This is a genomic window from Silvimonas sp. JCM 19000, assembly GCF_054652575.1.
Genome location: NZ_BAAIHC010000006.1, coordinates 163,140 through 176,981 on the forward strand (window position 1 = coordinate 163,140; position 13,842 = coordinate 176,981).

General features: G+C 59.4%; 14 protein-coding genes. 6 read left to right on the forward strand and 8 right to left on the reverse strand.

All coding sequences use genetic code 11. The features are described 5' to 3' along the window. Window positions 1-2: 2 nt before the first annotated feature. The 5 genes from ACYQ1A_RS08010 to ACYQ1A_RS08030 form a co-directional block, all read right to left on the reverse strand. Window positions 3-1,118 (reverse strand): VanZ family protein, encoded by a 1,116-nt coding sequence (locus ACYQ1A_RS08010; RefSeq protein ID WP_499361571.1) that lies wholly within the window; start codon window positions 1,116-1,118, stop codon window positions 3-5. A 50-nt stretch (window positions 1,119-1,168) separates the two neighbouring features. Beyond that, window positions 1,169-2,230: an ABC transporter substrate-binding protein gene (locus ACYQ1A_RS08015; RefSeq protein WP_499361572.1), complete on the reverse strand. Its 1,062-nt coding sequence runs from the start codon at window positions 2,228-2,230 to the stop codon at window positions 1,169-1,171. Between the two features lie 387 nt (window positions 2,231-2,617). Beyond that, the gene (locus ACYQ1A_RS08020; RefSeq protein WP_053936778.1) at window positions 2,618-3,397 is read right to left on the reverse strand and encodes an ABC transporter permease; all 780 of its coding nucleotides are present in this window, start codon (window positions 3,395-3,397) and stop codon (window positions 2,618-2,620) included. After that, complete coding sequence (locus ACYQ1A_RS08025) at window positions 3,387-4,322, reverse strand: ABC transporter permease (protein WP_499361574.1); 936 nt, start codon at window positions 4,320-4,322, stop codon at window positions 3,387-3,389. Before ACYQ1A_RS08025 ends, ACYQ1A_RS08020 begins: the two co-directional genes overlap by 11 nt. Window positions 4,323-4,331: 9 nt before the next feature. Next, window positions 4,332-5,420, reverse strand: coding sequence for an ABC transporter ATP-binding protein (locus ACYQ1A_RS08030; RefSeq protein WP_499361575.1), 1,089 nt, complete (start codon window positions 5,418-5,420; stop codon window positions 4,332-4,334). A 151-nt stretch (window positions 5,421-5,571) separates the two neighbouring features. Here ACYQ1A_RS08030 and ACYQ1A_RS08035 point away from each other — a divergent pair, with 151 nt between their 5' ends. Then, window positions 5,572-6,894 carry a deoxyguanosinetriphosphate triphosphohydrolase gene (locus tag ACYQ1A_RS08035; protein WP_499361576.1) on the forward strand — a complete coding sequence of 441 codons (1,323 nt, stop codon included), beginning with the start codon at window positions 5,572-5,574 and terminating at the stop codon, window positions 6,892-6,894. A gap of 104 nt (window positions 6,895-6,998) precedes the next feature. Next, window positions 6,999-7,238: a hypothetical protein gene (locus ACYQ1A_RS08040; protein WP_499361577.1), complete on the forward strand. Its 240-nt coding sequence runs from the start codon at window positions 6,999-7,001 to the stop codon at window positions 7,236-7,238. Between the two features lie 25 nt (window positions 7,239-7,263). Here the strand turns inward: ACYQ1A_RS08040 and hda are convergent, their stop codons facing one another. Next, window positions 7,264-7,935, reverse strand: a complete 672-nt coding sequence (gene hda, locus ACYQ1A_RS08045; protein ID WP_499361578.1) for a DnaA regulatory inactivator Hda — start codon at window positions 7,933-7,935, stop codon at window positions 7,264-7,266. A 315-nt stretch (window positions 7,936-8,250) separates the two neighbouring features. Between hda and purM the strand changes: the two genes are divergently transcribed. The 4 genes from purM (at window position 8,251) to ACYQ1A_RS08065 (ending at window position 12,640) form a co-directional block, all read left to right on the forward strand. Next, the gene (gene purM / locus ACYQ1A_RS08050) at window positions 8,251-9,294 is read left to right on the forward strand and encodes a phosphoribosylformylglycinamidine cyclo-ligase (protein ID WP_499361579.1); all 1,044 of its coding nucleotides are present in this window, start codon (window positions 8,251-8,253) and stop codon (window positions 9,292-9,294) included. Window positions 9,295-9,393: 99 nt separating this feature from the next. Continuing rightward, window positions 9,394-9,999 carry a phosphoribosylglycinamide formyltransferase gene (gene purN / locus ACYQ1A_RS08055; protein ID WP_062225424.1) on the forward strand — a complete coding sequence of 202 codons (606 nt, stop codon included), beginning with the start codon at window positions 9,394-9,396 and terminating at the stop codon, window positions 9,997-9,999. Next, window positions 9,996-11,270, forward strand: a complete 1,275-nt coding sequence (locus ACYQ1A_RS08060) for a DUF3108 domain-containing protein (RefSeq protein ID WP_499361580.1) — start codon at window positions 9,996-9,998, stop codon at window positions 11,268-11,270. Before purN ends, ACYQ1A_RS08060 begins: the two co-directional genes overlap by 4 nt. Window positions 11,271-11,296: 26 nt before the next feature. Then, the gene (locus ACYQ1A_RS08065) at window positions 11,297-12,640 is read left to right on the forward strand and encodes an RsmB/NOP family class I SAM-dependent RNA methyltransferase (RefSeq protein ID WP_499361582.1); all 1,344 of its coding nucleotides are present in this window, start codon (window positions 11,297-11,299) and stop codon (window positions 12,638-12,640) included. Between the two features lie 97 nt (window positions 12,641-12,737). Here ACYQ1A_RS08065 and ACYQ1A_RS08070 read toward each other — a convergent pair whose 3' ends face one another. Both ACYQ1A_RS08070 and ACYQ1A_RS08075 read right to left on the reverse strand, forming a co-directional pair. Further along, entirely contained in the window at window positions 12,738-12,950 is a 213-nt protein-coding gene (locus tag ACYQ1A_RS08070) for a hypothetical protein (protein ID WP_499361584.1), read from the reverse strand. A gap of 383 nt (window positions 12,951-13,333) precedes the next feature. Beyond that, window positions 13,334-13,783: a ClpXP protease specificity-enhancing factor gene (locus ACYQ1A_RS08075; protein WP_062222417.1), complete on the reverse strand. Its 450-nt coding sequence runs from the start codon at window positions 13,781-13,783 to the stop codon at window positions 13,334-13,336. Window positions 13,784-13,842: the final 59 nt, after the last annotated feature.

Here is a 13,842-nt window from a genome sequence, read left to right on the forward strand (position 1 = left end):
CGTTACCAGACGGGCTCATCATGCGGCCGCGCCAGCAGCGCAAAGCCCAGCAGAAAGATCATGGCGCCATAGGGCCAGATATCGCTGATCAGCGCTGACAAGCCACGGAAATGCATCAGGTGGCCGTAATGCCAGCGGAACAGCGGCAGCATGGCTGACAGCTGCGGCACCAGAGGCCACAACCAGCTGACCAGCACCGCCGCCAGCAAGCAGATCGCGCCAGCCACCGCCCGCAATCGACGCGGCAAACGCCACAGCACCGCCAGCAAGGGGACGGCCGCCAGGCCACCGAGCGCCACGTTCCAGTTAATCCAGATAAAGAACTGGCTCCAGCGCAGCATGATGGCGGCAAAGATGATCTTGCTCAGCAACACCAGGCTGACCAGGGCAATGATGGCACGCGGGATATTCCGGCTGTAGCGCACCAGCACCGAAGTAAACAGACATACGCCCAGGGTGTTGAGCAGCATGCCACCGCCTTCAAGCAAATCCAGAAACAAGCCTGGATCCTGCATCGGGGCGAGAATGGGTTGCGGAATGCCGCGCGGTTCGTCCACCACGCCAAAGAACGGCACCGATGGATCAAACTGCGTAATCAGCCACAGACACAACCAGACCAGCCCCCACTCCGCCGCGCCGCCCGGATACAGATGTTTGTGGCGAAACACCAGCCAGGCGTGCTGCACGCGCCGCGCGCGCAAGGCCACCGCCCCCACCGCACCAATCAGCCCACCCACGCCGTTGGAAAAGATGTCCATATTGCTGGCAACGCGGCTGGGAATGAACTGCTGCACAAACTCGACACCGCACGACACCAGTACGCACACCAGCGCGCTGATCAGCCACGCCAGCGCGGGCCAACGCCGGATCATCAACGAGGCGCCGATGCCCAGCGGCACATAGGCCAGTACGTTGATGGCGTTATCAAAAAACGTGTAGTAGTACGGCAGCGGGTAGGTATAGAAGGCAAACACCGGCTCGCCGGTATAACGCCAATCGGTAAACGGATAAAAACTGACCAACAGCACCACCAGCAGGTAGCACCAGAAGAAATAACGCGAGAGCCGCGTATGGGGGTGCGCGCTGGCAAGAAAGCTGATGGGAGGGGAAGCGCGCATAGGGGCCGTTGATTGAATGGGGGCAGGCCTGGCAGCCTGCCCCCGCCAGCTTATCGGGCGGTCTTCACTTCCGTCCAGAGGCGGTTCAGATCACGCAGCGGTTTGCCTTCCAGCGCGTTGAGCTGATACAGCTTTTTCATATTGTCCGGCGTCGGAAACACGGCGTTGATGGCCTTGATATCCGCGTTCACAAACTGGCCGGCAGCGGCGTTGGGGTTACCCGAGCCGATCATGTTGGTCAGCTCGGACGAATTCTTGCCATCGAGCATGAAGTTGATGAACTTGAAGGCCAGATCGGGGCGCGGCGCGCTCTTCATCACCATCATGTTATCCACCGACAAGGTGTTGCCTTCTTTCTGCAGCGTGTAGGCAATGCCGAACGGACGCTTGGCGGTGTGGGCGTCGGTGTTGGCCTGGAACATGTCGTTGGAGTAGCCGTGCGCCAACCAGATATTGCCCACCGTCAATTCCTTGATGTAGCTCTGGTTGTTAAACGCAGCCCAGTACGGCTTGGCCTTGATGATGGTGTCTTTGGCTTTCTGCCATTGCTTGGCATCGGTGCTGTTCGGGTTAAAGCCGTTGTACATCATGGCGGCAGCGAACAGTTCTTTCGGGTCATCCAGCACGGTGACCTTGCCTTTGATCTTGCTCAGCACCGCCGGATCAAAAATCGCGGCCCAGCTGGACGGATCAATGCCCAGTTCCTTGATTTTCTTGTCGTTGTAACCGATCAGCGTGGTGGTAAACGCGTACGGCACCGAGTATTTGTTGCCCGGATCAAACTGGCTGTTCATGAACGAGGCGTTCATGTTTTTCAGATTCGGAATCTTGCTCTTGTCCAGCGGCTGCACCAGACCTTGTTTGATCAGCGGCGGCAAGGCAAAACCCGTCGGCACCACCACGTCATAACCCTTGGCGCCAGCGGCCAGCTTGGCCAGCATTTCTTCCATGGCGCCGTAATAATCCTGCACCACCTTGCACTTGCAGTCGGCTTCGAAATGCTTGACGGTTTCGGGCGCGATGTAGTTGTTCCAGTTGTAGATGTGCAATACATCTTCGGCTTGCGCAGCAGCGCCCGTAGCCAGCATCAACGCCAACAACAGCTTTTTCATGTCTGAGACTCTCCGGTCTGAACCACTGAAAAAAGTGCGGGGGGCATGCACCCGCACCCATGATCAAAAACAATCAGCGCCCGATTATGCCAGAGGTTATGCCGCGTATGCCGGTGGCGACCGCCCTGTGGTTAATTTGCCGCCAACCCGCGCCGCCATTGCCCCGCAGCGGTGCGATGGGCGTAAAAAAGCCGCCCAATAAAGGGCGGCGATAAACCATGCATAGGGTGGGTCTAGACCCACCACCCAAAGCCGCAAGCTCGGTGCGCTGAGCCTGGCAATACCGCTTCGGGTTAATGGCGTTTGATCGCGCCACCCAAAGCCGCCTGGCATTGCTGTGAGCCTGGCCAGCCACTTTGAAGGGTGGGTCCAGACCCACCCTATGGGTTAATGGCTGGCACGTAGCGCGCCGGGGGCCAGTTTGGCGGCGATCATGATCAGCGCCAGCGTCAGCAGCATCAGCAGCGACGAGATCGCATTCACTTCAGGCGTCACCGCAATCTTCAGCATCGAGTAAATCTGCAGTGGCAGCGTCGACGCGCCCGCGCCCGCTACAAAGTAGGTGATCACAAAATCATCAATCGACAGCGTAAACGCCATCAACGCGCCCGCGATAATGCCTGGCAGGATCAGCGGAAACGTCACCCGCCAGAACGCCTGCAATGGCGAAGCGCCCAGATCACGCGCGGCTTCGACCAGTGATTCGTCCATGCCCTGCAAACGCGAGCGCACCACGATAGCGACAAAGCCAATCGAGAATGCGATGTGCGCCACCGTAATCGACAGATAGCCCATGCTGAAATTAAGCGTCACAAAGAACATCAGCAACGACAAGGCCATCAGGATTTCGGGAATCGCAATCGGCGTCAGCACCAGCACCGGCAACAGACGCAGCCGGTACTTGTACATCGACAAGCCCGCCAGCGTGCCAAAGAAGGTGGCGAAAATGCTCGACACCAGCCCGATCAGCAGCGAATTGCGCGCCGCGGTCAGCATCTGTTCATCGCTGAACAGCACGCCGTACCAATGCGTGGTAAAGCCCACCCATTCGGCGTTCAGGCGCGAATCGTTGAACGAATACACCACCACAATCAGCAGCGGCAGATACAGAAAACCGTAGACCAGCAGCGCGCACGCCCACAGCCATTTTGATTGCTTAGAGTGCATTGCGTTTGCCTCCGCGGCCCAGCAGGCTCATCAGGCCGGCCATGATCAACACCGACAGCGTCAGCATGATGGACAGCACCGAGCCAAACGGCCAGTCGCGCGAATCCAGAAACTGCTGTTTGATCAGGTTACCGATCATGATGCCGTCGGTGCCGCCCACCAGATCGGGCACCGCAAAAATGCCCAGCGCCGGAATAAACACCAGCGCCGCGCCCGCGTACACACCCGGCAGGCTCAGCGGCCAGGTGACTTTCCAGAAGCGCTGCCAACGCGATGCGCCCAGATCTTGCGCGGCATCGAGTAAGGCCATGTCATGCTTCTCAAGATTGGCGTAGAGCGGCAGCACCATAAACGGCAGATGCACATACACCAGCACCAGCACCACCGCGAACGGCGTAAACAGAAACTGCAAGGGCTCGACGCCGAACATGCCCAGAAAGCCGTTGACCACTTTGGCAAAGTAACCCTGCGGCCCCAGGATAATCATCCAGGCGTACACGCGGATCAGAAAGTTGCTCCAGAACGGCAGGATGACCAGCAGCACCAGCAGATCGCGCCATTTTTTGGGCGAACGGGCAATCAGCCACGCCAGCGGATAGGACAACACCAGGCACAGCAGCGTGGTCAGGCCCGCATAACAGAACGATTTGATAAACAGCTCGATAAACACCGGCTCCTGAAAGAAGCGGGCAAAGTTATCGAGCGTAATGTAGTCATGCCAGTTTTGCGCATTGACCAGCAGCGTGGTTTTGCCGGTGGCGGCATCGGTGCCAAACAGCGGCATCAAGCCGCCGTAATCGCCGGGAAAACGAAACGCCGCCAGCGCCATCATGCCGGTAGGGATGGCAAAGAAGATCAGCAGATACAGCAGCGGCGGCCCGGAAATCAGCCACTTCGACACGCGTTTGGAGGTACTGATGGACACGAAGCCCCCTTACGCCAGCACGAAATGGCCGGCGTCAAAGCGCCATGCCAGCTCGACCTGATCGTTGTCGTCAAAGAAACGGGCGCGGCCCGGTGCGGCGTTGGGCAGCATGGTTTCGATCAACATGCCGTTTTCCAGCTCGACGATGTAGACCGTCACATCGCCCAGATACAGACAGTCGTGCACCTTGCCTTTGAAATGCACTTCATCGGCATTGCCAGTGGCCACGCTAGCGCCCAGCTTGATCTTCTCGGGGCGCAAGGCCAACGTGCCTTTCTGGCCCACGCTCGCGCCGGCCACCGGCAGCGTATCCAGCGTACCGACGCCTTCGATTTCGATCTGCATACGCTCGGCGCTGACGCTGCGGATGGTGGCATCCAGCAGGTTGCATTGGCCGATAAAGTCGGCCACAAAGCGGCTCTTGGGGTATGAGTAGATATTCTCGGGCGCATCGAGTTGCTCAACCTGGCCCTGGCTCATTACCGCAATCCGGTGCGACAAGGCCAGCGCTTCGCCCTGGTCATGCGTCACATAAATAAACGTGATGCCGACTTCTTTTTGCAGATTGATCAGCTCCAGCTGCATTTGCTCGCGCAATTTGGCATCGAGCGCCGACAGCGGCTCATCCAGCAACAGCACGCGCGGACGATTAACCAGCGCGCGCGCAATCGCCACGCGTTGCCGCTGGCCACCCGACAATTCGCTGGGCATGCGCGTGGCAAACTGCTGCAGGCGCACGTCTTCCAGCACTTCCGCCACGCGGGCCTTGATCTGCTCCGGCGCCACCCCCGCCATCTTGAGCGGAAAGGCCACGTTCTGTTGCACCGTCATATGCGGAAACAGCGCGTAGCTCTGGAATACCGTATGCACCGGGCGCTTTTCCGGCGGCACGCCATTCAGCGACTTGCCATCCAGCAGCAATTCGCCGCTGTCCGGTTGCTCAAAACCCGCCAGCATCCGCAGCAAAGTGGTCTTGCCGCAGCCCGACGGGCCCAACAAAGTAAAGAACTCGCCGGCCTCTACGCTGAGACTGACGTGATTGACGGCGGTGAAATCGCCGAAGCGTTTGACCACGTCCCTGATTTCCAGCAAAGCCATGCCGTTCCCCATAAAAAAACGCGCGCTATTCTAACCGGAAAGCCCGCCCTGGCCCAGCCGCTTGCGTATTGCGCGGGCCGGTTTGTTACGCGGCAAGTGGGCGATGCCCGGCGTATGATGAGCGCCTGTCTTGCTACCCGGATTCTGGATCATGATGGACTGGCACCGCCTGCTCAGCGCCAACCGCCTGGGCGCCCCGCGCGACAATGCGCCGGACGACGAACTCTCGCGCAGCGATTTTCATAAAGACCACGACCGCATCGTGTTCTCCTCACCGTTCCGGCGGCTGGGCCGCAAAACCCAGGTGCATCCGCTGACCGAAAACGACCATGTGCATACGCGCCTGACGCATTCGATCGAAGTGGGTTGCGTGGGCCGCAGCCTGGGTTTGATTGTAGGCGAGCAACTGCGCAACGAACTGCCGTCGCATATCTCGCCCTACGATCTGGGCGCAATTATCCAGGCCGCCTGCCTGGCGCACGATATCGGCAATCCCCCGTTTGGCCACGCGGGCGAATACGCCATCCGCGACTGGTTCCGCCGCGATGACCATGCCTATCTGCTGCAGAATCTGTCGCCGAATGAACGGCGTGATCTGCAGACGTTTGAAGGCAATGCGCAGGGGTTCCGGGTGGTGACGCAACTGGAAAACCATCGCTTTGAAGGCGGCATGCGGCTGACCTATGCCACGCTGGGCACCACGCTCAAATATCCATGGACCAGCGAATTTGCGGGCGAAAAAGGCAAGTTCAGCTGCTACCAATCCGAGCGGCATTTGCTGGAACAAGTGGCATCTGAACTGGGCCTGCCCGAAATCGCCCCAGGCCGCTGGGCGCGCCATCCGCTGTCTTATCTGATGGAAGCGGCCGACGATATTTGCTACGCGATTCTCGATCTGGAAGACGGTATCGAAATTGGCATGCTGCCGTATGACACGGTCGAGCCTTTGCTGATGAAGATTTGCGGTGGCGATACCGAATTGCTGCAGATGGAAGTGGCGGCGGCGCCGTCGGTGCGGCGCAAGATTTCTTTGCTGCGTGGCAAGGCCATAGGCCGTTGTGTGACCGAAGTGGCCAAGGCGTTTATCAAGAATCACAAGAAGTTATTGGCCGGCGAATTTAGCGGTGACATGCTCGGCGATTGCCCGGCCAGCCTGCGCCATGGCATTGCCGAAGCCAAGCAACTGGCGCGCGATCAGATTTTTAATGCGCGGCGCAAAGTGGAAATTGAAGTCGGCTCGTTTACTTGTCTGGATATCTTGCTGGATGCATTTTGCAATGCAGCCTGGCAATTACGCGTATCGCCGGAATTGCCGTTCCGCATGAAGCGGATTCTGGATCTGATGGAATACAACGCGCCGAAGAAGGAATGGCCGATTTATCAAACCTACGGCCGCGTGCTGGATTTTATTGGCGGCATGACGGACAACTACGCCACCTATCTGGCGCAGCAAGTCGGCGGCATGGGCCGCTGATCCGGGCACGGCCCCCTCCGGAACATATCGATACCGCCCGCGCATGGAGTGTGGGAACAATCTGACGTACGCTGTGCGCGTTTGCCTTTTGCCCCGGAATCGAAATGCGCCCTACCCTGTTGATTGCTTTTGTTATTTCACCCTTGCTGGGCGCATGCGGCGTGGTGTCGACCGCGGTAGATGTCGGGGTCACGGCGGTGAATGTGGGCGTGACGGCAGTGAACGTGACCACGACTGCGGCTGGCGTGGCCTATGACGCGGGCAAAGCAACGGTCAATGGCGTGACGACCGTGGGTGGCTGGGCCATCGATGCCGCGCGCACTGCGCCGGCTGCGGCGCCTTGAGCGCGCCGCAAGCCCCTGGCGGAAATCAGAAATCGCGATCGGCGTGCAGCACTTCGCGCAATAGCGGCACCGTCACCGGGCGTTTTTGCGAAAGCGCATAGCGATTGGCCTGGGTCAGCACCGATTGCAGGCTGACCAGATCGCGGTCGGTATGGCGCAGCAAATATTCGGCCGCCTCGGTCGACAAATCAAAACCCCACTCGCGCGCCTGTTTGCGCAAGGCGGCCAGCTTGTCGGCGTCGCTCAAAGGCTTGAGCTGGTACACCAGGCCCCAACCCAGCCGCGTGGTCAGATCGGTGCGCAATTCCAGTTGCATCGGTGGCACGGGGCCGGTGGCAATCAAACGGCCATTGCCTTCGCGCAGCGTATTGAAGTGATCGAACAAGCGGATTTGCGCTTCAAAATCGAGATGCTCGACGTTATCAACCAGCAAGGCCGCATCGGGCGCTATGCTCAGTGGCAATGCCTGGCGCGCACAATCCACCAGAATGGCACCCGGCACCCGTTGCCGCGCCGCTGCCAGCAAATGCGATTTGCCCACGCTGGGGCCGCCCCATAGATACATGAACGACGCGTAGCTTTCGCCCGAAGCCCATTCGCCCAGCATGAACAAGGGCTCGGCGTTTTCGCCCGCCACATAACCTTCAACGCTGGGCGGCTGCGGCAGATACAGGTCCAGCACCAGTTGCTGGCTCATGGGCAACCACACTGCGACGGCACGGCGGCGCTAACCCGCAGACGTGCCAGAAGCCGCAGGCCAGCAAAGGCGGTGCGGGAGTGGAACATCGGCTGACGGGGAGTCGGGCGTTTCATCGCGGGATGCGTTAAAATACGGCGCTTTTGGATCGAACGGCCGTCAATTCTAGCTGCAACGCGCTCTTCCCGCCATGAACCTGGGATGGACGCCGCGTTCAGGCCCACTTTGCGGGCTGGCTGTGGGCACTTTTTGACGACCGTTTTGACTTATCCCTTACGCAAACCGTTGTAGATCACGATGACCACGAGGCCACGCATGACCACCACCACCCCCGGTTTGAGCTATCGCGATGCAGGTGTCGATATCGACGCTGGCGATCAGCTTGTAGAGAACATCAAACCCTATGCCAAGCGCACCATGCGCCCCGAAGTTCTGAGCGGCATCGGCGGTTTTGGTGGTCTGGTGGAAATCTCCAAAAAGTACAAAGAGCCGGTGCTGGTCTCGGGCACTGACGGCGTGGGCACCAAGCTCAAGCTGGCCTTCGAACTCAATCGCCATGACACCGTCGGCATCGATCTGGTGGCCATGAGCGTCAACGACATTCTGGTTCAGGGCGCTGAACCGCTGTTCTTCCTTGATTATTTTGCCTGCGGCAAGCTGCACGTGGATTCCGCCACCGAAGTCATCCGCGGCATTGCGCATGGCTGTGAACAAGCCGGCGCGGCGCTGATTGGCGGCGAAACCGCCGAGATGCCGGGCATGTACCCGGTGGGCGAATACGATCTGGCTGGCTTTGCCGTGGGCGTGGTGGAAAAAGCCAATATCATCACCGGCGAGCACATCAAGCCGGGCGATGTGGTGCTGGGCCTGGCTTCCAACGGCGCGCATTCCAATGGTTATTCGCTGGTGCGCAAGATCATGCATCTGGCCGAAGCCGATTACGCGGCTGAATTTGACGGCGGCAAATCGCTGGCTGACGTGGTGATGGCCCCGACCCGCATCTATGTAAAACCACTGCTCAAGCTGATGCAAACGCTGACCGTGAAGGGCATGGCCCATATCACCGGCGGTGGCATTTCCGAGAACGTGCCGCGTGTATTGCCAGCCAATGTGGTGGCACAAGTCGACGCGCAAAGCTGGACCATGCCCAAGCTGTTCCAGTGGCTGCAAGAAAAAGGCAATGTGGCGGCCGACGAAATGTACCGTACGTTTAACTGCGGCATCGGCATGGTGGTGATTGTTGATGAAGCCGATGCGGCCGCCGCTATCGCAACCCTGCAAGCCGAGGGCGAAACGGTGTATCGCATCGGTCTGGTGCGCGAGCGCCAGGGCGACGAGCATCAGACCCAGGTGGCCTGATCCGGCGTTGACTGTCTCCGCCCTGGGCCGCCCGTGTCTGTTCTGCAGCGCGGGCGGCCTGTGTTTTTAGCCTTTCCTTCGGCCCTCGATACCCGCTTTATGAAGAACATCGTCATCCTGATTTCTGGTCGCGGCAGCAATATGCAGGCGATCGTCAACGCGCGCATTGCGGGCGCTCGCGTAGCCGCCGTGATTTCGAACCGGCCGCAAGCGGCAGGACTGACATGGGCGCAGCAAAACGGCATCGCCACCGCGGTGCTGGATCATAAAGAATTTGCCGACCGCGACCAGTTTGATGCCGCGCTGATGACGCTGATCGACCAGCACGCGCCCGATCTGGTGGTGCTGGCTGGCTTTATGCGGATTGTGACCCCGGCATTTGTGGCGCACTACGCCAACCGCATGATCAATGTGCATCCGTCACTGTTGCCCGCATTTACTGGTTTGCACACCCATGCGCGCGCCATTGAAGCAGGCGTCAAACTGCATGGCTGCACCGCGCACTTTGTCACGGCCGAGCTCGATCACGGCCCGATCATCGCGCAGGCAGCGGTACCGGTGCTGGACGATGACACGCCCGAAACGCTGGCCGCCCGCGTACTGGAATGCGAGCACACCCTGTATCCGCAAGCCGTGGCCCGCTTTGTGGCCGGCGGCTTGCAGATTGATGGCCAGCGCGTGCGCGATACGCAGCAGGTGGCATGACCGCGCCGCGCGCCCATCGCCGCTGGAATCGCTCGCGCCTGTTGTTGCTGGGCGCTTTTGTGTTATCGCTATTGCTGCACGTGCTCAGCGTCAGCGCTGACTTGATCTACGCGTGGTGGAGCAATACCCCGCTGGATCTGAATGAAAAACTGGCCAAGGTTACCCACAAGCTTGAAGACCAGTCGTGGGATGACGACGAGCTACCCACGTCGCTGAAGAATGTAAAACGGCCAGAACGACAGACGATCTGGCTGCAGCCCAAACAACCGCTGAAGCTGGCGGCGGCCGCGCCAACGCCTACACCGGCGCCAAAACCGAAACGGCGCCCCAAGCCCACCGCAACACCCAGTCCGGTGCTGGCACAAGCGGCATCGGAAACGCACGGCGCATCGGCAGTGGCGGCTACGCCCACTCCGGAGCCCTTGTTTGCGGCAGACCGGGCTTCTGCGGCGTCGGCGGCCAGCATGGTGGCGCTGGCCACGCCGATACCCACGCCTACGCCATTGCCCGCCTCACGTCCGGCAGCGGCAGCGGCGCAGGCATCGACACCGGATGCCAGCGCCGTGGCGGCTTTGGCCAGTGGGCCGCTCAAGCACAAGGGCTTTCCACGCCATGCCAGCATTACTTATCTGTACCGTGGCCTGCCGATTCCGGCACGGCTGACGTGGGAAGTGGAAAACGGGCGTTATCACATCAGCCTGGCGGCAGCGATGTTTGGCAAAAGCCGGGCATTGAGCAGCGAAGGCAGTATCAGTAGTCGTGGGCTGGTGCCCGACCGTTACGCCGATATGCGCGACGGTAAGTTGCAGAACGAGGCCGTGTTTGATTGGGCCAATAACAGCGTGAACATGCACGATGGCGACAAACATCCCACCGGCGCCCTCAAGCCCGGTGACCAGGATTTGCTGTCGGCACCGTTCCAGTTTGCACAGCAGGGCTCGCGGCTGAAGGACTTTACCTTCTCTTTGGCCAGCGGGCGCAAGTTCTACCAGGACGTGCCGTTCGAGATACGCGGCCAGGCCACATTGCGCCTGGGCGGTAAACCCGTCGATGCCGTCGTGCTCCATGGCACGTACGAAGATCGCGTGTTCGATTTCTGGCTGGCGCCACAATGGTCTAACCTGCCAGTACGCATGGTGATTGTGTTGGGCAAGGACGCGCCTATCGATGTGGTTGCCACCGAGGTGACCATAGAAGGCACTACCGTGCTCGAACCGCCGATTGCGGGCGTTGATCGTCCGCATCCGCCTGGCGGCACACTCAACCGTTAGTTTTTTATCCTTACCAAAGAAGCACCATGATTCTCACCCCCGTTCAATATGATGCCGTGCTGGAAGCGCTGGACCAGATCCTGCCGTTTTCCGCGCCGGCTGACGTGTGCATGTCGCGCATGTTCCGCGAGAACAAGCGCCTGGGCGCGCGTGACCGTACCGCCATTGCTGAAACCGTATTCGCGCTGTTGCGTAATCTGCCCAAGCTCAAGTGGGTAGCCGGCGCTGACGCGGGCGGCCGCTTGTGGCTGCTGGCGCTGCATGCCGCCGTCGAAAAACGCAATATGAAAGAGCTGGCCACCACCTATCGCGAAAACCAGCTCGAAATCGCGCAAAAGTGGAAAGCGCTGGACTGGAACACCGCCCCGCTGGCGGTGCGCGCCAACCTTACCGAATGGATTGTTGAGGCGCTGCAAGCGGAAGGCCGTAGCGAAGAAGAAATTCTCGCGGTCGGCAATTCGCTGGCGCACAACGCCGCGCTGGATATCCGTGCCAACATCCTCAAGACCAAGCGCGACACGCTGCTGGAACAACTGAAGGCGGAAGAATTTCCGGCCGAAGCCACGCCGTATTCGCCATGGGGCATCCGTCTGGTGGGCAAGCCCAACCTGGCGCGCCATCCGCTGTTTCTGGCGGGCAATTTTGAGGTGCAGGACGAAGGCAGCCAGTTGCTGGCGATTCTGACCGGCGTTAAACGCGGCCAGATGGTGACCGATTTCTGCGCAGGCGCGGGCGGCAAGACGCTGGCGATTGGCGCGGTCATGCAATCCACCGGCCGTTTATACGCGTTTGATATCTCGGAAAAGCGCTTGGCCAATCTGAAGCCGCGTCTGGCGCGTTCGGGTTTGTCCAACGTGCAGCCGCAACTGATCGCATCCGAACATGACCAGAAAATCAAGCGTCTGGCGGGCAAGATGGACGCCGTGCTGGTGGATGCGCCCTGCTCGGGCCTGGGCACGCTGCGCCGCAATCCCGATCTGAAATATCGTCAGTCGCCCAAGAGCGTCAACGAGCTGAACCAGTTGCAACAATCCATCCTGGCTTCGGCATCGCGCCTGGTCAAAGCCGGTGGCCGCCTGGTGTACGCCACCTGCAGTATTCTCGAGCGCGAAAACAAAGAAGTGGTCGACGCCTTCCTCGCGACGCATCCGGACTTCGAGCGCATCGACGTACGCGATCTGCTGAGCAAAGAAAAGATTGAACTGCCTTTGACCGGCACCGATCTGCAATTAACGCCGCAAGAGCACGGAACCGACGGTTTCTACGCCGCCGTGCTGCAACGTAAAGTGGCTGCCGCCAAACCGGTCGCTGCCGAAGCGGCTGCCACCGATACCGAAGCGACGCCAGATGCGGAATCGGACGCTGAATAAACACAGGTAACGCAGTCGCAAAAAACCCGCAGTTTGAAAGCTGCGGGTTTTTTTTGACGGTCTGGGTGCGCTCGGTTGCGCGTGGCGATATCGAAACTTATTCGACGATCATCACCAGTTTGTCGACCGGCTCCATGCGGCTCTTGCCCGGACCCCAGCACACCTTGGCGCGCTTGCCCACTTGATACAGCACGATGCCGTCAATGCGTTCCGGCTCGCCCAGGGCGCTAGCGCGGTTAACGCGAGTGTTGGGGGCCAGAGACTGAACGTCAGAACCAATCTTGCCGAAGAACGGAATGCTGATAGCCATGATGCTTGCTCCTGCTAGTTGAATGTCAATGAGCGAATCATACACCATGTGTAGTTATACTACGTAACCAAATTTCATACGTTTGTCGGGCATTTACTACATTCTGGCTTCTTCAACATCTACCCGCCATCGGATTAACTCTTTATTTACAGCGTGTTACACCATATTTCTGGGGCAAAACTGACTCCCCGCCAAAATTCACGTAGTACACATCAAGCACACAACATCGCCAAATGCACCAATATGGCTTAAAACTACGTAATTTCTGCACCACACTCGAACTACATTGAGCAAAACCGTCACCCCGCCCCAGCGCCAATGCAAAAAGCCCACTGCAGCAGTGGGCTTTTTTGTAGCGACGGCAGCAACCGTCACAAAATCAACTATTTGACGACGCGTAAATGCGAACGACCCGCCGGGCGCGGCGGCTCTGGCGGTGTGTGATCATCATCGTCGTCGGACTTTTCCGCGCCATGCTCGGCCGCGGCGGGCGCGTCATCAAGCAACGCGGCTTCCGGCGGGGCTTCGTATTCAAAGCCCATCCCCTCGCCGTTTTCGCGCGAGAAAATTGAAACGACGGCGCCTACAGGAATCACGATTTCGCGCGAGACGCCATTAAAGCGCGCCGAGAACGAAACAAAATCATTGCTCAGGCTCAGGTTACGCGTGGCGTTATAGCTGATATTGAGCACAATCTCGCCGTTCTTCACGTACTCCATCGGCACCTGCATCTTGTCGCGGACCGAAACAACCAGGTAGGGCGTGAACCCATGGTCAGAGCACCATTCGTGAATAGCGCGGATCAGATAAGGTTTGGTGGATATCGATGACATGAACGTACCCCGATAACGAGGACTGCGCGGCCCGTGTGGCCGCGCTAATCCTCACTCTA

Bases quoted from the DNA above. Each gene is read 5' to 3' on its own strand.
- ACYQ1A_RS08060 (WP_499361580.1), top strand. From the start codon at position 9,996: ATGACCGCGCCGCGCGCCCATCGCCGCTGGAATCGCTCGCGCCTGTTG.
- ACYQ1A_RS08020 (WP_053936778.1), bottom strand. From the start codon at position 3,397: ATGCACTCTAAGCAATCAAAATGGCTGTGGGCGTGCGCGCTGCTGGTC.
- ACYQ1A_RS08070 (WP_499361584.1), bottom strand. From the start codon at position 12,950: ATGGCTATCAGCATTCCGTTCTTCGGCAAGATTGGTTCTGACGTTCAG.
- ACYQ1A_RS08040 (WP_499361577.1), top strand. From the start codon at position 6,999: ATGCGCCCTACCCTGTTGATTGCTTTTGTTATTTCACCCTTGCTGGGC.
- ACYQ1A_RS08015 (WP_499361572.1), bottom strand. From the start codon at position 2,230: ATGAAAAAGCTGTTGTTGGCGTTGATGCTGGCTACGGGCGCTGCTGCG.
- ACYQ1A_RS08065 (WP_499361582.1), top strand. From the start codon at position 11,297: ATGATTCTCACCCCCGTTCAATATGATGCCGTGCTGGAAGCGCTGGAC.
- ACYQ1A_RS08035 (WP_499361576.1), top strand. From the start codon at position 5,572: ATGATGGACTGGCACCGCCTGCTCAGCGCCAACCGCCTGGGCGCCCCG.
- ACYQ1A_RS08010 (WP_499361571.1), bottom strand. From the start codon at position 1,118: ATGCGCGCTTCCCCTCCCATCAGCTTTCTTGCCAGCGCGCACCCCCAT.
- ACYQ1A_RS08030 (WP_499361575.1), bottom strand. From the start codon at position 5,420: ATGGCTTTGCTGGAAATCAGGGACGTGGTCAAACGCTTCGGCGATTTC.
- ACYQ1A_RS08075 (WP_062222417.1), bottom strand. From the start codon at position 13,783: ATGTCATCGATATCCACCAAACCTTATCTGATCCGCGCTATTCACGAA.
- hda (WP_499361578.1), bottom strand. From the start codon at position 7,935: ATGAGCCAGCAACTGGTGCTGGACCTGTATCTGCCGCAGCCGCCCAGC.
- purN (WP_062225424.1), top strand. From the start codon at position 9,394: ATGAAGAACATCGTCATCCTGATTTCTGGTCGCGGCAGCAATATGCAG.
- purM (WP_499361579.1), top strand. From the start codon at position 8,251: ATGACCACCACCACCCCCGGTTTGAGCTATCGCGATGCAGGTGTCGAT.